Origin of the sequence: Dyadobacter sp. OTU695, assembly GCF_038440355.1 — a bacterium.
Lineage (GTDB): Bacteria > Bacteroidota > Bacteroidia > Cytophagales > Spirosomataceae > Dyadobacter.
This window is the reverse complement of the sequence record NZ_JASATN010000023.1, coordinates 1-20,781: the sequence shown is the minus strand read 5'-3', so window position 1 is coordinate 20,781 and position 20,781 is coordinate 1. Positions and strand designations below refer to the sequence as shown.

Genomic DNA, 20,781 nt, shown 5'->3' with positions numbered 1-20,781 from the left:
TTTTAGCGGCCGGTTAGAATGAGAGGTTCAAACCAAATGTGTACAGGGCTGTCTGCGGGAAATACACGGCACGGCCGGACGGAACTTCGGGGTCGAGGTTCCATTCATTCAGTTTCGAGAATGTGAGCAGGTTGGTCGCCGAAGTGTAAACGCGAATGCGGCTTACATGCAGCTTGTTCACGATTTCGGAAGGAATGTTGTAGGCCAGCTGCACGTTTTTCAGCCGCAGGTAAGAGCCGTCGATCACGAGCCGGTCCGAAGTAGCGACATTGCGCAGGTCAAACTTCACCGGGCGTGGGAAACGGGCGCCGGTATGCTCGGGCGTCCAGTAATCGTTGGTGTAAATCTCGTGGGTAAAACCTTCCTGGTTACCCATTTCGGCCAATGCACCGGCTAGGCGGGCATCCACTTTCGCCGCACCCTGGAAGAGAATGCTCAGGTCAAAACCTCTGTACGAAAAGTCGGTATTCAATCCGAATGTGTATTTCGGGAACGAGTTACCGATCGCCGTCATATCGTCGGCATTAATCTTGCCGTCACCGTTGCGGTCTACATATTTCACATCGCCCGGCTTGGTATTGGCAACATAGGTGGCTTTGTATTCGCTGATTTCCTGCTGTGTCTGGAACAACCCGTCGGTCTGGTAACCCCAAAGCGTGTTGATCGGAAGCCCTTTTGCGATGATATAGCGCGGGTCGATATCGGAACCGGTAATGTACGGCCCGGTGCCTTTCAGGTCTGTTACTTTGTTTTCATTAATACTCAAATTACCACCCAGGCTGTACCGGAAACCCGAAGAGCTGGCTGCGCCCCGGTAATTCAGGCTGAACTCCCAACCCTTGTTTTCCACCGATCCTGCATTCTGCGGCGGTGCTTTCAAACCGATCGTGGCCGGAATGTCGAGGTTGAGGAGAATGTCGTCGGTGAGTTTGCGGTAGTAATCGGCTGTAAGGGTCAGGCGCTTGTTGAGGAATGTCGCGTCCAGGCCGAGGTCAAGCTGCGTGGTCGATTCCCAGCCTAGGCCGGTGTTCGCCAACGTGGTGGGACGGTAACCCTGCACCGGCACGCCGCCGAAGCTGTAACCCAGGGAAGTCAATGCGGAATAGTAGCTGTACAGATCCACCGACTGGTTTCCGGTGATACCCCAGGAACCGCGGACTTTCAGGTCATTCACAGCCTTTTCAAGCCCCTGCCAGAAGTTTTCTTTTGAAATACGCCATCCCGCCGAGAAAGAAGGAAATACGCTGTATTGCTTCGAACCGGTGAATTTGGAAGAACCGTCGTAGCGGGCATTCGCTTCGAAAAGGTATTTCTCTTTATAATCATAATTGACCCGGCCGAAGAAGGAGCGCAAGCCATATTCTGCGTCATTTCCACTGTTGCTCTTCGTGCCATCATTCGCACCCTGGCCAATCGAACCAATATCATTATTATAGAACCGCTCGCGGTAAGCCGAAAGGAAAGTTTGGGTATTCCCGATCTGCGAATACCCTACCAATGCTTTCAAACCGTGATCGCCGAAGCTTTTTTCGTAAGTAAGCAAGTTGTTGAGCGTGTACTCGCGCAACGTGTTCCGGACCTCGGTCAGCGAGTTGATCGCCACGGTTTTGGTGATGTTCGTATTCTTGTCGGTGTTGGTGTAGGAGTTGGTGTAATTTTTCTGGTTGGTAAATGTCCCACGGCCTGCGATTTGGGTAGAGAATGTCAGCCCTTCCGCGATGTCGAATTCTGCTTTAACATAACCAGCCAGGTAATCGGTCACCTGTCTTGATTGCCCGCCGATCTCATTAAACATCAACGGGTTATTACCCTGCGTGCTCAATCCGTAAGTACCATCCGGGTATTTAGGAACCGCCCACAATGTGCCATGGAAGAAGTTGTTCAATGGCTGCGGATTGTTGCCGGTGTTGTTCACCGTCGGGTTCAACGCACGGGCATAGCGGTAGTTGATGTCGCCGCTCACGCGCAATCGTTTGGAAACAGTATAGTCCGTATTGAGGCGGAATTCGCCTATTTTATTGGAATAACCTGCAATTACACCTTGCTGATCCTGAAAACGGGCACTTAACCTCGTCCGGATCACATCCGTGCCGCCGGCCACCGAAATGGTGTGGTTCTGCTGGGGCGCCGAGCGGAGCATGGTCTCAAACCAGGTGTTCGGCATGGGGTACTTCTCACGGTCGGTCGCATTCACGTACGCCTGTATGGACTGCTCCGTGAAGCGCGCCGGAACGGCCAGGCCCGCATTCGTGTACGCGGCCACCTGCTCGCGCATGTAAGCCTCGATACCCATCATTTTGGGCACATTATTGGATTTTTGAATGGCGTAGTAGCCGTGGTAATCGACTTGTACCTTGCCTCCTTTGGCGCGCTTGGTCGTTACCAGCACAACCCCGTTTGTCGCACGTGAACCATAAATGGCGGTGGAAGAGGCATCTTTCAAAACGGAGATCGATTCAATATCGTCCGGGTTAATGTCGCTCAGACGTTGCTCGATCCCGTCGACGATCACCAATGCATCGTTTTTACCCAGATCGTAACCGCTCGTGCTGCTGCCATTGATATTAAATGTAGTAATACCCCGGACACGGATATTGGTATTCGATTTACCCGGCGAACCACCCTGATCGAGCACGGTCACGCCCGGCATTAAGCCCTGCATGGATTGCTGGATATTTGAAACCGGCCGTTTGGTAATTGTTTCACCACTTATTTGCGACACGGAGTTGGTCAGGGCATTCCGCTTTTGGGTACCATAGCCCACCACGACCACTTCTTCCAGCAGCTTCGTATCCGCTGCCAGTTTAATGTCAATCACCGTGCGTCCATTCACCGCCACCTCCTGGGTAACGTACCCGATCCCGGAGAAAACAAGGGTGCCGTCGGACGGTGCATTGATCTCGAATTTACCGTCCACATCGGTGGTGGTACCGGTAAGCGTGTTTTTTACAAGAATGTTGACGCCCGGTAAGGAGCTATTATCGGCGGCGGACGTGACGGTGCCCTTCACCGCGACGGTCTGGGCGTAGGCGCTGAGGCCAAAGAGCAGGAATGCCACAAGCATGTTTCCGCTCAGAAAAGAGTTTCTGGATAGATTTTGGAACATAGTAATGAGTTAAAATGGGGCTGGGTTCGGATATTCAATGCATACAACTGTGTTAAGCGATCGTTGACGACCGTTCGCTTTTTTGGCCTTCGACCGGCCACAAACAGTAGACCACGGGCCGTATTTTTAGATTGCAGGCCCGCCGGATCGCCGGATCGCCGGATCGGTGCGATCGAATCGTTAAAGAAGAACGTGTCGGGAAACTGTGCAGGCTAGCGACAACAACAAAAAGGGAATAGTCGGGAGAGATTCATGGGTCGGTTTAGGTTGGTGGTTGGGAAATGGGTTAATCAAACTATAAATCCTATTAAATATATAGGCAAAGTAAAATAGAGAAATATCAACAAGCAACCGGCGTTTACTTATTCTTAACAAACAAGTCAATTTTTAAGGTTAATTTCTATAATTCATTAAAAAAATACTAAAACAGCAACTAAACTCATCGCCCATAGATGGTTTGCAAATATTGTCTTTGCAGGGTCGAGAAATAGAGCACGCCGCCGATGAGTACTGCCCAGATCAGGAATAGCAATGTCGGGTGCGGAAAATAATGATAGGCAGTTACGAAGATCAATGCGCCGCGTGCAAATTCCAGGTAAAATACCCAGCGGCGCTGTTCCATAATGGCCCCGCAGTTGATCAGCGTCACGAAAATGACCAGCGCGACCATGATTTGCAGGAAGGTTTCCTCCTGATGTTCAAATAGCAGCAGAAAAAACAGCGTGATTACGGTAATGGTGAACTGCACAAGCACATACCGGCGAAACTTCTGCGATCGCACGCGTACCTTGTTTTTGGAAAGAAACCGCTTTTCCACAATGCGCCGGACAGCAGGATCGAAATCGGACGGACTACCGAAAATAACCCTCAATTTGGCCAAAATACCCTTTTTCTGCTGGGCGGAGTACCATATTTCTACGAGGAAATGGAAATGCTGCCAGAGGAAACTGTAACTGTCGAGCTGCTTGGTGAGGCCGTAAACCGGTTGCTCCTTTTCCTCGGCGAACGTCCCGAAAAGCTTGTCCCAGATGATGAACATATCCCCGAAATTCTTGTCGAGATAAGCCTCGTTGCTCGCGTGGTGCACGCGGTGGTGCGAGGGCGTTACGAGGATGTATTCAAGAAAGCCCAGTTTACCGATGACCTGCGTATGCGTAAAGAATGGATAAAGTCCGTGGACAATGAGCATGGTCGTGATCATCGGGGCCGGGAAACCGATCAGCGGCAGCACCGACCAGAAGGCAGTCCTGACCACCGCCTGAAAAATGGTAATGCGCGTCCCTGCCGTGTAATTGAACTCCCCGCTCGTGTGATGAACGACATGGAATCCCCAGAAGAGATTGATCTTGTGGCCCATCCGGTGGTACCAGTACCAAACGAAATCGGTCGCGAGGATGAGCGCGATCCAAACCAGCAGGCTCGGCCGGATCTCGAACAGCCCGTAGTTTTTTTGCAGGTAATCATAGAAAAAGAAGAACGAACCGGCCGTAAACATGTCGATCAGCCGCTCGGCCACGCCTACATTCATGTTGGCAATGGAGCTGTTGAAATTGAACAATTGCCGCCCCAGCCGCTTCGAAATCCAGTATTCGATTCCGATCAGCAAAAGGAACAATGGAACGGCCAATGCCATATAGTTCAGCGCCATAACCGATTCTTTTACTATATTTAATTAATAGATTATATATACAAATATTGGATGCAGGATTGTATTTGCCAAAAAATTGAAGGAAAACCGTTAAATAAAATGTAAAACCCTTTTATTCGTGGTTTTACAACGCAGGTACGTCAGCTTGCCGGATTAACCACTGATACCAAACCTCTTTTTTCCGGATGGATAAAGAAAATACCTACTACGGCGTGAAGGAAATCGCCCGCCGCGCCAACGTCTCCATCGCGACAGTCGACCGCGTATTGCATAACCGGTCGGGCGTTTCGGAAAAGACCAAGAGGAAGATCAACGACATTATCAAGGAGCTGGATTACCAGCCTAATATCCTCGCGAGCCGGCTTGCTTCGAAGAAAATCATCTCGCTGGCCGTGCTCATTCCACGCGTTTCGGAGGAAACCGATTTCTGGGAAGCGCCTATGAAAGGCATTACCCGTGCCGATTCGGAGATCAAAAAATATGGCGTACAGGTCACGACTTTCTATTTCGATCTGAACGACTCGGCCACATTCAACGAGCAGGCCTCAGCTATTCTCGGAGGTAATTTCAAAGGCGTACTGCTGGCTCCTTCGTTCATCGACGAGTCCCGAAAGTTCGTCCGTGCCTGCCGCGAGAAAAAGATACCGTTCGTGTTCATCGACTCCGACGTACCCGACGAGGACAACCTTTGCTACATCGGCCCGCATTTGTTTCAGAGCGGTTATGTGGGGGCTAAATTATCGACTTACCGCCTCAAAGCGAAGCACAAAGTGGCTGTCGTGAACATTTCCAAAGAAACCGACAGCTATAATTACCTGCAAATCGAGGAAGGTTTCCGCTCCTATTTCAAGGATCACAACCTGCCGATCGAGATCATCCGGATCGACATCAAGGACACCGACAGCCTGTCAGTCACCCGTGATCTCACGCGTGCATTGCACGAGCACGACGACATTGAGGCCATTTTCGTCACCAACTCCCGTGTTTTTTCCGTCGCCGCATTCCTCGAAAAGAGCAAGCGCACCGACATTTCGCTGATTGGTTATGATTATTTAAAAGAAAACATCGCCTACCTGAACAAGGAGCTCATCGATTTTCTGATCTGTCACAAACCCGAAGAGCAAGGTTACCGCGGCCTGATGGCACTCTACCAGACGCTCGTCCTCGGCGCGCCGGTAGAAAAGACGCATTTCATGCCGATTGATATTGTGACAAAGGAGAACCAGGCGTTTTATCAAAATTAATGGCGCGAAGGTCAACCTTCGTGCCGGCCAGATGCCTGCGAATGGTGTGTACAAATTCTGAGATTTGCACCAGGACGTTTACTATTTTCGTTGTTACATCCCTACGGGATTTACGACTTAGGCGGGTTCCGGGACTACTACCAACATTACATCGCTACGCGATTTTGCTCCCAACGGGCATTCCCCCAAAATGCCGCCAGGCATGTAATATTGGTAGAAACACATTCGCATTGGCGTTTTCAAAATGCCGTCAGGCATGTAACGACAATCAAATTGCAGGTACACACCGTTAAATCCTACTGGATTTGCGGCCTAGGCTGGTTCCGGGACTACTACCAACATTACATCGCTACGCGATTTTGCTCCCAACGGGCATTCCCCAAAAATGCCGCTAGGCATGTAATATTGGTAGAAACACATTCGCATTGGCGTTTCTAAAATGCCGTCAGGCATGTAACCACAATCAAAACGCCTCGTATATCGCTATTCACGTACATAACCATATTTACTCCCACAAATCCATGAACATCACAAAATTTCCTGTAAACAATAATCCACATTACTTGTAAATTAAAATATGTGTGTATATTTACGGGTACGTACCCGAAATCAAAATCGGAGTGGCTATTCCTGAACTCTTTTTCCCCTTCAAGTATGCACTCGCTTAGCAGACGAAAGTTTATTTTCCAATCGGCAGCAACCGGTATCGGTCTGGGTTTAATGGATTATCTGCCGACAACGGCGCGGCCCGCATTGGGCAAACCAGCCGAAGGCAAAAGGGTCGGGATTATTGGGCTGGACACTTCACATGCCATTGCATTCACGAAGGCACTGAATGCCGAACAGCCCGACTCGGTTTATGACGGCTACAAAGTGGTGGCCGCTTACCCTCACGGCAGCAAGGATATCGAATCAAGTACCAAGCGCATTCCAGGTTATATCGAGGAAGTGAAGAAAATGGGCGTCGAGATCGTTGGCTCCATTAAGGAACTGCTGGGCAAAACGGATGTGATATTGCTCGAAACCAACGACGGTCGCCTGCATTTGGAACAGGCACTGGAAGTTTTCAAAGCAGGTAAACGGATGTTTATCGACAAACCGGTCGCCGCTTCCCTTTCCGATACATTGAAGATTTACGAAGCTTCCAAAAAATACAACATCCCGATTTTCACGGCCTCGTCGCTCCGCTACATCAAGGGCATTGAAAGCATCGATAAGAAAAAGGTACTGGGCGCCGATACGTATAGCCCTGCCGTTCTTGAAAAAACACACCCTGATTTCTTCTGGTATGGTATCCACGGTGTCGAAACGCTGTATACGGTGATGGGCACAGGTTGCAAAAGCGTAACCCGCGTGAACACGCCTAATACCGACATTGTGGTAGGCATTTGGGGAGATGGCCGCACAGGCACCTTCCGCGGCACACGCACGGGCAAGCACGATTACGGCGGCACGGTTTTCACCGAGGATGGCAACAAAGTTTTAGGCCCTTATGGTGGTTATGAGCCGCTTTTAGTCGATATTATCAAGTATTTTAAAACCGGTGAAGTGCCGGTGACACCCGAAGAGACGATCGAAATTTTCGCTTTCATGGAAGCAGCCGATGAAAGCAAGCGCCAGGGCGGCAAGAGCGTGACGCTGGAAAGCGTGCTTGCCAAGGCCGGTAAAAAATAGGTTTCCCGAGATCAACCCTTAAAATCATTGTCGTATGAAAGCATTCAGCTCCCGATTGTCGCGAAGAACGTTTCTCAAACAGAATTCAATGGCGGGGCTGGGTGTGGCCCTTGCTTCCTCATCGCTCACAGCCGCCGCGCCGGTGATCGGCTCGAAGGCGGCGCAAATGCCGGCGATACTGGGCGGGCCGTCGGCCTGGGCGGCGGACAAATGGCCGATATGGCCGCAATGGAACCCGGAAACGGACGAGAAACTGGTTTTGGAGGTGATCAGGAGCGGTGTATGGTCGCGGGCCGATGTGGTGACACAGTTTGAAAAAGAATGGGCGGCGGCATTGAATGTGAAGCGCAGCCTGGCCGTCGTGAATGGTACCAATGCACTGGTCATTGCTATTAACCAGCTTGGTATCAGCGCCGGCGACGAAGTGCTGGTGCCTCCCTATACGTTCATTGCGTCAGTTTCTTCTATTTTATCCAACGGGGCGATGCCGGTTTTTGTAGACATTGATCAGGAAACTTTTCAAATTGATCCTGCCAAAATAGAGGCTAAAATTACGCCGCGTACCAAAGCCATTATGGCCGTCCACGTGCTGGGCTTGCCTGTGGATATGGACCGCATTATGGCTATTGCCAAAAAACACAAGCTGATCGTGATCGAGGACGCATGCCAAGCGCATTTGGCAGAATATGATAAAAAGAAGGTCGGCACAATCGGCGATGTAGGTTGTTTCAGTTTTCAAAACTCCAAAAACCTCCCGATTGGCGAAGGTGGCGCCATTGTGAGCAATGACGAGCATTTTATGGATTTGTGCTATTCGTATCACAATTTCGGGAATCCCTACGGAACGGCCGTCGGCTCGGTGAGTACCGGGAGCGTGATGCAGGGGACCAAACTGCGTTTCTCGGAATACCAGGCGGCCATCGGCATCGCGCAATTGAAACGACTGGATGAGCAAACGACGACACGTAACGAGAATGCGGAGTATTTAAAATCGCAGATCAAGGACATTCCCGGTATTATTCCGTACAAATTATACGACAAGGTCAACCGCGGCGCTTTTCATTTGTTTGCTTTTCGTTATCAAAAGGATGGCTTCAAAGGACTTTCTCGCGAGAGTTTTATCAAGGCGGTTAAAGCAGAGGGCGTGCCGTGCATGAGCGGCTACACGCCGCTGAATACACAGCCGTTTTTAGGAAAAACCTTCCAATCGGAAAATTACCGGCGAATGTACCCGAAGGAAATGCTCGATATCAACCGATACAACGAGCAGAACAAATGTCCGGTCAACGACAAAATCTGCAACGAAGAAGCCGTTTGGTTTACCCAAAACATGCTCCTCGGCACAAAGGACGACATGAAGTCCATTGCTTCCGCGATTGAGAAAATCCACCACAACGTCGATAAGATCAAAACTTTGGGCCAGAAATGAGGATAGCATTTGCATGGTTTTTGTTGCTTTTGTCCTTCCTCCCCGCATACGCGCAGGGCTGGAAAGCAGGCGTTGCCAAAGCGACGATTACCCCGGCCGAACCGATGTGGATGGCGGGTTTTGCGTCACGCACGCACGCGTCCGAGGGCAAGCTGCATGATCTTTGGGCAAAAGCATTGGCGATTCAGGATGCGAACGGTAAGCAGGCGGTGCTGATCACGACGGATTTGTTGGGTTTTCCCAAAGCAATGTCGGACGATATTCGTGCCAAAATCAATACGCGATACAAGCTGTCGAAAGCGCAAATTATCCTTAATAGCTCGCACACGCATTCAGGGCCGGTACTTGGGGCAGCGTTGTCGGATATTTACCCTCTGAATGAAGGGGAGCAAAAAAAGATTGATCAATATTCTGCTAAGCTCATTGAACAGATTGTGACTTTGACCGGTGATGCATTAAAGGCATTGCAGCCCGCAACGATCGAAGCGAAGAATGGCGTGACGCGCTTTCAGGTAAACCGCCGGAATAATAACGCGGCGACATTGGAAAGATTGACGGAAATCACCGGCCCCGGCGATCCTGCCGTGCCTGTACTGAAAGTTTCGGATGCCAAGGGTAAAATTATCGCCATTGCATTCGGTTATGCCTGCCATCCTACGGTTTTGGACGGCTACAACTGGTCGGGTGACTATCCCGGTTGGGCACAGATCGAGTTGGAAAAACTGTATCCTGGCGCTACCACATTATTCTTTCAAGGCGCGGGAGCCGATCAGAATCCATTGCCGCGGCATACAGTCCCGCTGGCTGTTCAATATGGCAAGACGCTGGCCGCCGCCGTGGAGCGTGTTTTAAGTGAGGAAATGAAGCCATTGACTCCCCAGCTCTCTACCGCATACAGCGAGGTGACCCTTTCATTAACCACTGCTCCTACCCGCCAGCAGCTTTCGGCAATGGCTGAAAAAGCAACCGGCTTCCAACAGAAATGGGCCAAACGGATGATCGCGCAGATCGACGAGGGCAAACCTTTTCAAACCTCCTACCCTTTCCCGTTGCAGGTATGGAAGCTGGGTGACCAGGCCATTATGACGCTCGGCGGTGAACTGGTGGTGGATTATGCGATTAATCTGAAAAAGATATTCGGCCAGGACACATTTGTAATGGGCTATTCCAATGACGTGATGACCTACATCCCCAGCACGACCATTCTCCGCGAGGGCGGCTATGAGGGCGAAGTAGCTGCGATCGTCTACGGGCTACCTGCCACCTGGGCATCGGATGTGGAAATAGAGATATTGAACGGGATGGTGCAACTGGCGAAACAGGCCGGGGTCGTCAAGCCGGAATACAGGGTTATCAAGAATTAATGTTTACCAAAAGTGCCTTTCCCCGTGAACAGTATCGATTACTCCATGACTTTTGAGCAGCTCGCCGAGCCGAGGCCTTTGATTGCAAAGCACTACTATTCAGGCTTTTCGCGGGCGCACGACACTTACAATGCGCTTTCGGCGGCGAGCGACGGGAAAATTTACTACCTCCTCTCATCGGACAACCACGAGATCGGCGGGCAAATGTTTGTGTACGATCCGGCAATCGACAGCACCCAACACCTCGGCGACCTGACCGACATTTGCGGTGAAACGCATTTAAAAGCCATTCCGCAAGGCAAAAGCCACGTCCGTTTTTATGAAAGAAACGGGAAGCTCTACTTTTCGACGCACGTTGGTTACTACCAGCTGATCGACGGCATGGACCGCCTTCCCGAGCAGGCACCGGAAGGTTATGCGCTCTATCCTGGCGGGCATTTCCTTTCCTATGACCTGCAAACGGGCGCATTCGAGGATCTGGCATTGGTACCCAATGGCGAAGGCATGGTGTCGATGACGATGGACCGCGACCGTGGGCATTTGTACGGCATTAGCTGGCCGTATGGCAACTTTATTCATTACGATACGGAGCAAAAAACCCTCAACAACCTCGGCCCCATTTCCCACAAAGGAGAAGCAGGCACGCCGGGTTCGGATTTTCGGTCGCTTTGCCGCTCGCTGTTTGTGGATGCGGAGTTAGGCGATGTCTATTTCTCGGTGGCGGACGGCGATATTTTTACTTACAACCCTGAAACTCAAATTCTGCACAAACTCGAAAACGTAGACCTGCGCCTGGATTACTTCGGCAAATACGACCCGACACGGCCTGGTAGCATGTGCTACAACTGGCGGGAAATTTTCTGGCATCCCAAAGAGCAGGTGGCTTATGGTGTGCATGGCAATTCGGGTTACCTCTTCCGTTTTGATCCTCGCGCTGAAAAGATAGAGCTCGTCGAGCGCATTACCTCCGAGCCGTCACGCAAAAGCGGGATGTTCGATCAGTTCAGCTACGGTTACCTCGGTTTTCAGCTTGGCCCCGATGGGGAAACGATCTATTACCTCACCGGCGGGCCTATTTATCAGCATGGCAGACGTATCAAAGGCGAGGATCAAATAGCAAAAGGTGCGGCGCGCGGACTGGAAAATCTGCATTTAATTACGTATCATTTGCCCACCCATACTTATAAAGACCACGGAGCGATCTTTTACGAAGACGGTGCGCGGCCGACCTATGTGAACGCCATTGCCGTGGGAACCGATGGCAGCATTTACACCCTGGCACGTTTCGAGCATGAAGGGACGATCATTCAAGACCTCGTCAAGATTCCTAACCCGTTTTCAATAAACAGACATTAACCTTTTTCTCAATGGAAAATCTAAATAATCTCAACGGCAACGACGGCCGGCGCGGTGACGACCGCCGTGACTTCATCAGAAAATCACTGGCCGGAAGCGCATTGCTGACATTCGGCGGCATATTGCCCGGTTTCAGTCCGAAAAGCTATGCCAAAATCATTGGCGCCAATGAAAAGGTACGTGTAGGCGTCATGGGCGTGAACAGCCGCGGATTGGCATTGGCAACCAACTATGCATTGCAGCCTAATTGCGAAGTAATATCCATTTCGGACGTCGACACCCGCGCCGCTGAGAAATGCATTGGCATTGTAAACGATACTCAAAAATCCAAACCTGCCAACATCCCTGATTTCCGCAAGGCGCTTGAAAATAAGGATCTAGATGCATTGGTAGTAGCTGCACCCGATCACTGGCATGCACCGGCGGCCATTCTGGCTTCCAAGGCAGGCAAGCATGTGTATTTGGAAAAACCATGCAGCCACAACCCGCACGAAGGTGAACTGCTCGTGGCAGTGACCAAAAAATATAAGAATGTAATTCAAATGGGCAACCAGCGACGCTCCTGGCCGAATGTGGCTGCCGGTATCAAGGAAGTGCATGACGGGGCCATCGGTCGGGCTTATTTTGCCAAAGGCTGGTATACCAATAACCGCGCGTCCATCGGCATAGGCAAAGAAACGGCCGTACCTTCCTGGCTCGACTACGAACTGTGGCAGGGACCGGCGCCGCGCCGTGCATTCAAGGATAATCTTGTGCATTACAACTGGCACTGGTTCTGGAACTGGGGTACCGGCGAGGCGCTCAACAACGGCACCCACATGCTCGACCTCATGCGCTGGGGCCTGCAAGTCGATTTCCCGACCCGCGTAACATCCTCGGGAGGTCGTTTCCGCTACAAAGACGATTGGGAAACGCCCGATACGCAGGTCATCAACCTCGAATTTGCGAACAATACCGCCATGACCTGGGAAGGCCGCAGCTGCAATGGCCGCACGATTGAAGGTAGTTCTGTCGGAGTGGTTTTCTATGGAGAAAAAGGCTCGCTGCAAATCGGTGAAGGCAATAACTATAAGATTTACGACCTCGATAACAAGCTGGTAAAAGAAGTAAAGAATGACCTGGTCATCGATCCCCGCAATAAAATGAACCCGTCGCAGAGCCTTGATGCATTTCACATCCAAAATTTCTTTGATGGGATCAAGAAAGGCGCGCCCCTGGCGGCTGAGATCGTGGGCGGGCACCAGAGTACGTTGCTGGCGCAGTTGGGTAATATCGCCATCCGGTCTGGTGAGACGCTAAATATCGATCCGACGAACGGGCATATTAAAGGAAGTAAAGCGGCGGAGAAGTTTTGGAAAAGAGAGTACCAAAAAGGCTGGGAACCTACGGTGTAGTAGCGTCGACGCATGATGCTTCGACTCCGCTCAGCATGACAACGCGCGCAATGCCAGCCTGCTCACTTCGACCGCCCGGCGACCCGGTACGCTCAACATGACAACACGCGCAATGCCAGCCTGCCCGCCTTCGACCGCCCGGTACGCTCAGGCTGACATAACCACAATTGCCCGCCTTCGACTCCGCTCAGGCTGACATAGCCCCTATTGTCAGCCTGAGCGAAGTCGAAGGCAGTCCATACAGCACAAAGCCTTTGAATAAATAAACCCTTAGTAAATGAAAAGCGAAGCCATTGCCATCAAAGTACAAGACCTGACGAAGCGGGAAACGATGATCTCGATCTTCCTGATCGGGCTGATGTTCTTTATTTTCGGTTTTGTGTCGTGGGTCAACTCCATTTTGATCCCCTATTTCAAAATCGCCTGTGAACTCACCAGCTTTCAGGCTTACCTCGTCGCATTCGCATTTTACATTGCCTATTTCGTGATGTCGGTGCCTTCCTCCTATTTGTTAAAGGCAGTCGGTTTCAAAAAAGGGATGATGATCGGGTTCTGGGCGATGGCTTTGGGCGCGTTCATTTTCGTGCCGGCTGCTTTGTCGCGTACGTACGAGATCTTCCTAGCCGGCCTTTTCACGATCGGCATCGGGCTTGCCATTCTGCAAACGGCTGCTAATCCGTACATTACCATCCTCGGCGCCAAGGAACGCGCGGCCCAGCGGATCAGCATTATGGGTATTTGTAACAAAGCTGCCGGGATCCTGTCCCCAATTGTATTTGCAGCGGTGATCCTGAAACCTACCGACACGGACCTCTTCGCCCAGCTAAGCTCGATGACGGAGGTGGAACGCAGTGCAGCGCTGGACGAACTGATCAGGCGGGTAATCAACCCGTACATTGGCCTTGGAATCTTTCTGTTCACCTTGGGGATCCTTGTTTTCAAATCGCCGCTGCCCGAAATCGACACGGAGCATGAAAGCCAGGAAATAGCCTCTGCCAATGCGGGCAAGAAAAGCATTTTCGACTTTCCGCACCTCATCCTGGGCGCGCTGGCGATCTTCCTGCACGTAGGCACGCAGGTGATCGCGATCGATACCATTATTGGTTATGCCAATTCCATGGGTATTGACTTGCTGGAAGCGAAGGTATTTCCTTCCTACACGCTTTTCTGTACCATTTGCGGGTATTTGATCGGCATTACGGTGATTCCAAAATTCATCAGTCAGGTCAATGCGCTACGGATCTGCACCTTGCTCGGGACGATTTTTACTCTATTAATCATCTTCACGCACGGACAGGTAACGTTCCTGGGCCACACCACCGACATTTCCATCTGGTTCGTCGTGCTGCTCGGATTGGCCAACTCGCTCGTATGGGCGGGCATCTGGCCGCTGGCGCTCGATGATCTGGGGCGCTTTACCAAGCTGGGTGCGTCAGTGATGATCATGGGCCTTTGCGGCAATGCGATTATGCCGCTTTTCTACGGCCATTTCGCGGATGTGGTGAATGTACGGGAGGCTTATTGGGTGTTGTTGCCTTGCTATTTGTATTTGGTTTTTTATGCGGTGAAGGGGCATAAGTTTCGGAAGTGGGGGTTTTAGGGGAGGAAAGGAGGATGGAGGAAAGGGAGGAAGGGAAGAAGAAAATGAGAACATGTAGAAAGATGTCAGTCTGAGAATTGTCAGCCTGAGAGATGTCAGCCTGAGCGTACCGGGCCGCCGGGCGGTCGAAGGCAGTCCTTACCGAGAAATGTAAGCGCCATCGTGCATGCGCTTCGACCGCCGGGCGGCCCCGTTCGCTCAGCGTGACAGTGCGGCCAATTTGGCAACATCGAACATTAAAATTAAAAAATGAAAGTAAAAATCATAAACGGAACCATCATCACCCCGTACCGCTACATTCGGAACGGGACGGTGCTGGTTGAAGATGGAATAATCATCGGAATTGAAACGCGGGATGTGGATTTTCCGGGGGCGGAGGTTATTGATGCGGGTGGAAATTATGTCGCTCCCGGGTTTATCGATCTGCATATTCATGGTGGTGGCGGGCATGATTTCATGGATGGAAGCGTGGAGGCGTTTTTGAAAATCGCGGAAACCCATGCGCAGTATGGCACCACGGCGATGGTTCCTACTACATTGACGGCCGAAAAAGAGGATTTACTCGAAACGCTGGATTTCTATGAAAAGGCGAATGCGACCAACTTCAACGGCGCGCAGTTTCTGGGGATGCATTTGGAAGGGCCCTATTTCGCATTGAGCCAGCGGGGCGCGCAGGACCCGCGTTATATCCGCAATCCCGATCCCGCAGAGTATGAGGAAGTTTTGGCATATTCCTCTTCCATTACCCGTTGGAGCGCTGCGCCGGAGCTGCCGGGGGCTATTGATTTTGGGAAGAGATTAAAACAAAAAGGCATTCTGGCGGCCGTGGCGCATACGGATGCGATTTATGAGGACGTGCTGGAAGCCTACGAAAACGGCTACACACTCGCGACGCACTTGTACTCGGCCATGTCGGGCGTGACGCGCAGGAATGCGTTCCGGTACGCAGGGACGATCGAGAGCGCCTTTCTGCTCGATATGGATGTCGAGATCATCGCCGATGGCGTGCATTTACCCGCGCCGCTTTTGAAACTCATTTATAAAATCAAAGGCCCCGACCGCATTGCATTGATCACCGACGCCATGCGCGCTGCGGGAATGCCGGAGGGCGAAAGTACGCTCGGTTCGCTCAAAAACGGCTTGAAAGTAATCGTCGAGGATGGTGTGGCCAAGTTGCCCGACCGTACTTCGTTTGCCGGAAGCGTCTCTACAGCAGACCGGCTCGTGCGCACGATGGTCAATCTAGCCGATGTCTCGCTGCTCGACGCCGTGCGCATGGCGAGCGCCACGCCCGCACGCATTATGGGCGTACACGACCGCAAGGGCACATTGGTGGCGGGCAAGGATGCCGATATAGTCATTTTCGATGCCGACATCCGGGTTCAGAGGACCATTATTAAAGGAAAAACAGTTTACCATAACGCTATACCCCAAATTTAACCTAACACATAAAATGAAAGTTGACCAACTGGAAATAAAGATCTTCGAAACCCGCCAGGAAATGGGCGAAAGCTCGGCCAAAGCCGTTGCCGACAAGATCCGCGAGATTCAGGATACGAAGGAATTTGTCAATATCATATTTGCCTCCGCCCCTTCACAAAATGAATTTCTGGCCGCATTGAAGGAAGAAGCGGGCATCCAATGGAAGAAAATCAATGCATTTCATATGGACGAATACATCGGCATCGCCGCCGATGCGCCGCAGAATTTCGGTTATTTCCTGAAAGTGCGGCTGTTCGATTATGTGCCCGTCCGCTCCGTTTCTTATCTCGACGGTAACGCTACCGACCCGCAGGAAGAATGCGACAGGTATGCAAAATTGCTTCGCGAGAACCCGATCGATATCGTTTGTCTGGGTATCGGCGAGAATGGACATTTGGCATTCAACGACCCGCATGTGGCGTTTTTCGATGATCCATTGGAAGTGAAAGTGGTGGAGCTCGACGACGCGTGCCGCCAGCAGCAGGTGAATGACGAATGTTTCGATACCTTCGGCGAAGTCCCGCAAACCGCATTGACCCTCACCATTCCAACTTTGATGAAGGCCAAATATGCCTTCTGTATTGTCCCGGGTGAGAAAAAGGCGCAGGCGATTTACCATACCGTGGCCGAGGATATTCAGGAGGCATTCCCGTCGACAATCTTGCGCACGCACCCGAATGCGATCCTTTTCACCGACAAGGCAAGTTCAGGGAAACTCAAAGAAATTTCGTCATACTCGCAGGCATAGTTCCGCACCGGAGCTATCTTGCATGTATTACCTCAACCCATTCAAATGAGAAAAGAACTCTTGACAATCGCTTTATTGAGCGCAATGGTATTCAATCAGGGATGTAATTCGAAGAAGGAGGAAGCCAAGAATGAGGAGAAGAAACCGCTGAGCCTGATCGTGGTGGAACCCGGCCACTTCCATGCGGCGCTGGTCCAGAAATCCATGTACGCCGACGTTGATTCCGTCGTGCATGTGTATGCGTCCGAAGGCCCGGATGTGAAGGCTTACCTCGACAAGGTGGAGAAATACAACACCCGCCCCGAAGACCCGACGCATTGGAAAGAAGAAGTGTACACCGGCGCCGATTTCTTTGAAAAAATGATTTCGGAGAAAAAGGGTAATGTGGTGGTACTGGCAGGTAACAACCAGAAAAAGACCGATTTCATCAAAAAATCCGTCGACGCAGGTCTTAACGTCCTCGCCGACAAACCGATGGCGATCGACGCGGCTGGTTTTGATAAACTGAAAGAAGCATTCGCGAGCGCCGACAAGAATAAGGTGCTCCTGTACGATATCATGACCGAGCGTTATGAGATCACCAACACCCTGCAACGCGAACTCGCATTGCTGCCCGACATTTTCGGCGAGTTGCAAAAAGGCTCGCCCGGTAACCCTGCGGTTTCCAAAGAAAGCGTTCACCACTTTTTTAAATACATTTCCGGCGAGGCGCTGGTACGTCCTACCTGGTTCTTCGACGTGAACCAGCAAGGCGAAGGGATGGTAGACGTAACGACCCACCTGATCGACCTCGTGCAATGGAGCTGTTTCCCAAATGTAGCGCTGGATTATCAAAAGGATATTCAACTACTGTCGACCAAACGTACTGCGACACAATTGACGCCATCGCAATTCAAACTCGTCACCAAAAGCGAAACTTACCCTGAATTCCTCAAAAAGGACGTGAAGGACTCTTTGCTGAATGTATATTCCAACGGCGAGCTGAACTACACCCTGAAAGGCGTGCACGCGAAGGTATCCGTGATTTGGAACTTCCAGGCTCCCGAAGGCACCGGCGACACGCATTACTCGATCATGAAAGGCTCCAAAGCTAACCTGATCGTCCGCCAGGGCAAAGACCAGAAATACAAACCGGTGCTTTACATTGAAACCACCGATAAGAGCAAAGCTTATGAAGATGCCGTTGCGGCTGCATTCAAAGGTGTTCAGGACAAGTTCCCGGGCATCGAGCTGAAAAAGATCGCTGCGGGTTGGGAGGTTGTAATTGATGCGAAATACGATACAGGGCACGAGTCACACTTCGCGCAGGTCGCTAACAAGTATATGGAGTATCTCAAAGCAGGGAAGTTGCCTGAATGGGAGGTGCCGAATATGATTGCGAAGTATTGGCTGACGACGTCGGCGTTGAAGCAGGCGAAGGAGAAGAAATAATAATTGCGAGGATGTCAGTCTGAGCGAAGTCGAAGACAGTCTGTACAGCAAGATGCAACATCACGCATGATGCTTCGACCGCCGGGCGGCCCCGTGCGCTTAGCATAACATAAACGCAAATGCAGCGAGCAGGTTTCACGGCCTGCTCGCTGTTTTTTTATCGTCACATTGTCAGTTCGCTTCCCTATCTATTGTTCAAAGCGGCTTGAATCTCTTCCTTCCTCGCCCCTCGCATCAAATCCAAAATGACAACCGTCTCAATTTCAAAATAATCATCATGCGCCGCAACGATAGAAAACCAAATTCCATCGGCGAAATCACGGTGAAAAGTCGTCATAATATCGTGCTTCGGTAAATACAGCGGTTCAATATCTACCTGGCGATAAACAATCTCTTCGTCAATCAGGTCATGCACCCATTCACATTGGTTGCCGATTGTCGCGACCCAGCACACATCTTTCGCAATGATTTTACTGATTACCTCATCCAGATATCGCCGCTCGCGATCGTCGCTGACCAATACACAAAGCCAGTTGGCATATGGAAGGTGGTCCGACCAGTTGGTTGCAGTATCGTATTCGACTAGCGTTACCTTTCGGCCGTGGAGAAAGTAGTCTGGTTGCATTGTTAAAGGTTAGCTAAGACTTGAAGTTCGTTCCCATCATGGGAAGCTCAGCAATGACATCGAACTGCTTTCTATCGTCGTTGAATTTTCGAATGGCGAGGGAATTGCACCAAAATTGGGCGTTGAAATCTTTAAAGAGCGAATATGCTATGTCGATCCAATGCGGTTGCAGCCGCCTGCCGATAGTCATGTGCGGTGTTTCGAACATGTCGGTCCAGCCTTCGGTGTGGATACTTAGAATCTCGGGACTGAATGTCTGCCGGAATTGAATGCACCGGTCAATAACCGAGCTCGACGATTCGCTGGTCAGATGCACGTAAAATGCTCCGCTCTTCGAGAAGTGATGAAAGCCCTGAAATTCCAGTTCGAATGGTTCCAGACTTCCAGCCGCCCTTGTACATTCTTCCAGCAATGCCGGATAATGCTCGTCCAAGGCATAAAACTCAAAGAGCGTAATGTGCGCTTCTCAATTGACGCTATTGTAGAATCCGCCAATGGCTTTCTTCAAAGCCATCTTCATTCCTCTCACTTCCGCGATGATGTCTGCGGGCGGACGTATGGCGATGATGTAGCGGATCGGCTGGCTCATTTGTGAAAAACCCTTATTTCTCGTGAAAAGTAATTATTTATTGACTGTTTTCGTGAAAAGTGATTATTTCGATCGCACCCAGTTTAAACGTGGCTACACCCCGCTATGTGGATTCAGTGAGAAATAAGAGTTATTAAGACGAAGTTACTGCCGTTCGCATGTTCGTTCCCGCCAGTTAATCATTCTGCGAGTAGATACACTTTCCCCAACATCTCTTTTGCTAAACGAACATGAAACGAGGGATGCGGCCGTCTTAATCAAGGCAAAGCTTGACATTTAGTTAGTATGAAAACAGTTAAAGAGCAATTGGAATTTAGAGACAAGCTTCTCGCTGGCCTAGACAAGGCCTATGAGAAGCTCATTGAATTCAAGAAGCAGAAAAACAGCGTGCTGGTCGTCATGAGAGACGGCAAAATCACGCATATCAAGCCCGAATAGCTACATTATTGGGGGCTTCTCTGCGGTGTAGCAAATGTCATTGTCACGCTGAGCGCAAGGGGCCGCCCGGCGGTAGAAGCGCATGCGAGATGTCCGGTTACATACCTCGGTACGGACTGTCTTCGACTGCGCTCAGACTGACATTTTGCAACAAGCACTAGACACTCCCCTACTCCCCTCTCCCAATCCGCTCCACCTCTGCAAAAAACGCAATCAACTCCTTAAACGAAAAGTAAGTATCACAAAGCTCCGGCGCGTGGCCTTGTTCTTTGAGGGAGATGATGTAGCCGGTGAAAATCGTCCAGAGTTCGTTGGACCAGCTTTCGGCGCTGCTGCTGCTCAGGAGCTTGCCTACTTCCCTGCCATAGGCCAGCAAGGTCGGGTCTGAGGGGGCGAGTGCGTGTGTTTCTGTGTTCATGGGGTCGGTTTTGAGAAGTGTGGGACAAATCTTGCCTTACGTTTTCCGTAAAGCACGCATTCCTGCCAATTGTACCCAACACAGCGGCCCGGTAACTTACGCCGAAATACCTGTAAATTACCCGAAAACTTCCCGCCGGATTTATATAAATTGCCATTTCAACGAAATCGCTTTCTGTATGACACATACTACCTCCAACCCGAAGATCCACGAAGGCCGCAACGTCAAGCGCTTT

General features: G+C 50.9%; 17 protein-coding genes and 1 pseudogene. 12 read left to right on the top strand and 6 right to left on the bottom strand.

All coding sequences use genetic code 11. The features are described 5' to 3' along the window. Window positions 1-13: 13 nt before the first annotated feature. Both AAHB90_RS27910 and AAHB90_RS27905 read right to left on the bottom strand, forming a co-directional pair. Window positions 14-3,106 (bottom strand): SusC/RagA family TonB-linked outer membrane protein, encoded by a 3,093-nt coding sequence (locus tag AAHB90_RS27910; protein ID WP_342088549.1) that lies wholly within the window; start codon window positions 3,104-3,106, stop codon window positions 14-16. 439 nt (window positions 3,107-3,545) lie between these two features. After that, entirely contained in the window at window positions 3,546-4,754 is a 1,209-nt protein-coding gene (locus AAHB90_RS27905) for a sterol desaturase family protein (protein ID WP_342088548.1), read from the bottom strand. A 185-nt stretch (window positions 4,755-4,939) separates the two neighbouring features. Between AAHB90_RS27905 and AAHB90_RS27900 the strand changes: the two genes are divergently transcribed. From AAHB90_RS27900 to AAHB90_RS27855, 10 genes are all read left to right on the top strand, one after another. Beyond that, window positions 4,940-5,998 (top strand): LacI family DNA-binding transcriptional regulator, encoded by a 1,059-nt coding sequence (locus AAHB90_RS27900; protein WP_342088547.1) that lies wholly within the window; start codon window positions 4,940-4,942, stop codon window positions 5,996-5,998. A gap of 654 nt (window positions 5,999-6,652) precedes the next feature. After that, the gene (locus AAHB90_RS27895; RefSeq protein ID WP_342088546.1) at window positions 6,653-7,672 is read left to right on the top strand and encodes a Gfo/Idh/MocA family protein; all 1,020 of its coding nucleotides are present in this window, start codon (window positions 6,653-6,655) and stop codon (window positions 7,670-7,672) included. A gap of 34 nt (window positions 7,673-7,706) precedes the next feature. Further along, the gene (locus AAHB90_RS27890; RefSeq protein ID WP_342088545.1) at window positions 7,707-9,101 is read left to right on the top strand and encodes a DegT/DnrJ/EryC1/StrS family aminotransferase; all 1,395 of its coding nucleotides are present in this window, start codon (window positions 7,707-7,709) and stop codon (window positions 9,099-9,101) included. After that, window positions 9,098-10,465, top strand: a complete 1,368-nt coding sequence (locus AAHB90_RS27885) for a neutral/alkaline non-lysosomal ceramidase N-terminal domain-containing protein (protein ID WP_342088544.1) — start codon at window positions 9,098-9,100, stop codon at window positions 10,463-10,465. Before AAHB90_RS27890 ends, AAHB90_RS27885 begins: the two co-directional genes overlap by 4 nt. Window positions 10,466-10,489: 24 nt before the next feature. Next, window positions 10,490-11,821: a hypothetical protein gene (locus AAHB90_RS27880; RefSeq protein ID WP_446717937.1), complete on the top strand. Its 1,332-nt coding sequence runs from the start codon at window positions 10,490-10,492 to the stop codon at window positions 11,819-11,821. An 11-nt stretch (window positions 11,822-11,832) separates the two neighbouring features. Beyond that, complete coding sequence (locus AAHB90_RS27875; protein WP_342088543.1) at window positions 11,833-13,215, top strand: Gfo/Idh/MocA family protein; 1,383 nt, start codon at window positions 11,833-11,835, stop codon at window positions 13,213-13,215. A 277-nt stretch (window positions 13,216-13,492) separates the two neighbouring features. Continuing rightward, window positions 13,493-14,815, top strand: coding sequence for a sugar MFS transporter (locus AAHB90_RS27870; protein WP_342088541.1), 1,323 nt, complete (start codon window positions 13,493-13,495; stop codon window positions 14,813-14,815). 249 nt (window positions 14,816-15,064) lie between these two features. Beyond that, window positions 15,065-16,255 carry an N-acetylglucosamine-6-phosphate deacetylase gene (gene nagA / locus AAHB90_RS27865; RefSeq protein WP_342088540.1) on the top strand — a complete coding sequence of 397 codons (1,191 nt, stop codon included), beginning with the start codon at window positions 15,065-15,067 and terminating at the stop codon, window positions 16,253-16,255. Window positions 16,256-16,268: 13 nt separating this feature from the next. Continuing rightward, on the top strand, window positions 16,269-17,045 hold the full coding sequence (locus tag AAHB90_RS27860; protein ID WP_342088539.1) for a glucosamine-6-phosphate deaminase: 777 nt from the start codon (window positions 16,269-16,271) through the stop codon (window positions 17,043-17,045). Between the two features lie 45 nt (window positions 17,046-17,090). Beyond that, window positions 17,091-18,476 carry a putative oxidoreductase C-terminal domain-containing protein gene (locus tag AAHB90_RS27855; RefSeq protein ID WP_342088538.1) on the top strand — a complete coding sequence of 462 codons (1,386 nt, stop codon included), beginning with the start codon at window positions 17,091-17,093 and terminating at the stop codon, window positions 18,474-18,476. 184 nt (window positions 18,477-18,660) lie between these two features. Here AAHB90_RS27855 and AAHB90_RS27850 read toward each other — a convergent pair whose 3' ends face one another. Genes AAHB90_RS27850 through AAHB90_RS27840 form a run of 3 tightly spaced genes read right to left on the bottom strand, consistent with a single transcriptional unit; the run spans window position 18,661 to window position 19,690 of the window. Then, window positions 18,661-19,101 (bottom strand): DUF7684 family protein, encoded by a 441-nt coding sequence (locus tag AAHB90_RS27850; RefSeq protein ID WP_342088537.1) that lies wholly within the window; start codon window positions 19,099-19,101, stop codon window positions 18,661-18,663. Window positions 19,102-19,114: 13 nt separating this feature from the next. Further along, window positions 19,115-19,558, bottom strand: a complete 444-nt coding sequence (locus AAHB90_RS27845; protein WP_342088609.1) for a 2'-5' RNA ligase family protein — start codon at window positions 19,556-19,558, stop codon at window positions 19,115-19,117. 9 nt (window positions 19,559-19,567) lie between these two features. Next, complete coding sequence (locus AAHB90_RS27840; protein WP_342088535.1) at window positions 19,568-19,690, bottom strand: hypothetical protein; 123 nt, start codon at window positions 19,688-19,690, stop codon at window positions 19,568-19,570. Between the two features lie 285 nt (window positions 19,691-19,975). On the opposite strand from AAHB90_RS27840, the gene AAHB90_RS27835 reads away from it, so the two are divergent. Continuing rightward, on the top strand, window positions 19,976-20,128 hold the full coding sequence (locus AAHB90_RS27835; protein ID WP_342088534.1) for a hypothetical protein: 153 nt from the start codon (window positions 19,976-19,978) through the stop codon (window positions 20,126-20,128). 169 nt (window positions 20,129-20,297) lie between these two features. Here AAHB90_RS27835 and AAHB90_RS27830 read toward each other — a convergent pair whose 3' ends face one another. After that, window positions 20,298-20,546 carry a hypothetical protein gene (locus tag AAHB90_RS27830; RefSeq protein ID WP_342088533.1) on the bottom strand — a complete coding sequence of 83 codons (249 nt, stop codon included), beginning with the start codon at window positions 20,544-20,546 and terminating at the stop codon, window positions 20,298-20,300. Between the two features lie 31 nt (window positions 20,547-20,577). Here AAHB90_RS27830 and AAHB90_RS27825 point away from each other — a divergent pair. Continuing rightward, window positions 20,578-20,781: pseudogene (locus AAHB90_RS27825) on the top strand (hypothetical protein); the annotation flags it as partial.

Coding starts and splice junctions, on each gene's coding strand:
- AAHB90_RS27905 (WP_342088548.1), bottom strand. CDS start 4,754: ATGGCGCTGAACTATATGGCATTGGCCGTTCCATTGTTCCTTTTGCTG.
- AAHB90_RS27890 (WP_342088545.1), top strand. CDS start 7,707: ATGAAAGCATTCAGCTCCCGATTGTCGCGAAGAACGTTTCTCAAACAG.
- AAHB90_RS27850 (WP_342088537.1), bottom strand. CDS start 19,101: ATGCAACCAGACTACTTTCTCCACGGCCGAAAGGTAACGCTAGTCGAA.
- AAHB90_RS27840 (WP_342088535.1), bottom strand. CDS start 19,690: ATGAGCCAGCCGATCCGCTACATCATCGCCATACGTCCGCCCGCAGAC.
- AAHB90_RS27830 (WP_342088533.1), bottom strand. CDS start 20,546: ATGAACACAGAAACACACGCACTCGCCCCCTCAGACCCGACCTTGCTG.
- AAHB90_RS27910 (WP_342088549.1), bottom strand. CDS start 3,106: ATGTTCCAAAATCTATCCAGAAACTCTTTTCTGAGCGGAAACATGCTT.
- nagA (WP_342088540.1), top strand. CDS start 15,065: ATGAAAGTAAAAATCATAAACGGAACCATCATCACCCCGTACCGCTAC.
- AAHB90_RS27855 (WP_342088538.1), top strand. CDS start 17,091: ATGAGAAAAGAACTCTTGACAATCGCTTTATTGAGCGCAATGGTATTC.
- AAHB90_RS27870 (WP_342088541.1), top strand. CDS start 13,493: ATGAAAAGCGAAGCCATTGCCATCAAAGTACAAGACCTGACGAAGCGG.
- AAHB90_RS27900 (WP_342088547.1), top strand. CDS start 4,940: ATGGATAAAGAAAATACCTACTACGGCGTGAAGGAAATCGCCCGCCGC.
- AAHB90_RS27885 (WP_342088544.1), top strand. CDS start 9,098: ATGAGGATAGCATTTGCATGGTTTTTGTTGCTTTTGTCCTTCCTCCCC.
- AAHB90_RS27895 (WP_342088546.1), top strand. CDS start 6,653: ATGCACTCGCTTAGCAGACGAAAGTTTATTTTCCAATCGGCAGCAACC.
- AAHB90_RS27860 (WP_342088539.1), top strand. CDS start 16,269: ATGAAAGTTGACCAACTGGAAATAAAGATCTTCGAAACCCGCCAGGAA.
- AAHB90_RS27835 (WP_342088534.1), top strand. CDS start 19,976: ATGAAAACAGTTAAAGAGCAATTGGAATTTAGAGACAAGCTTCTCGCT.
- AAHB90_RS27875 (WP_342088543.1), top strand. CDS start 11,833: ATGGAAAATCTAAATAATCTCAACGGCAACGACGGCCGGCGCGGTGAC.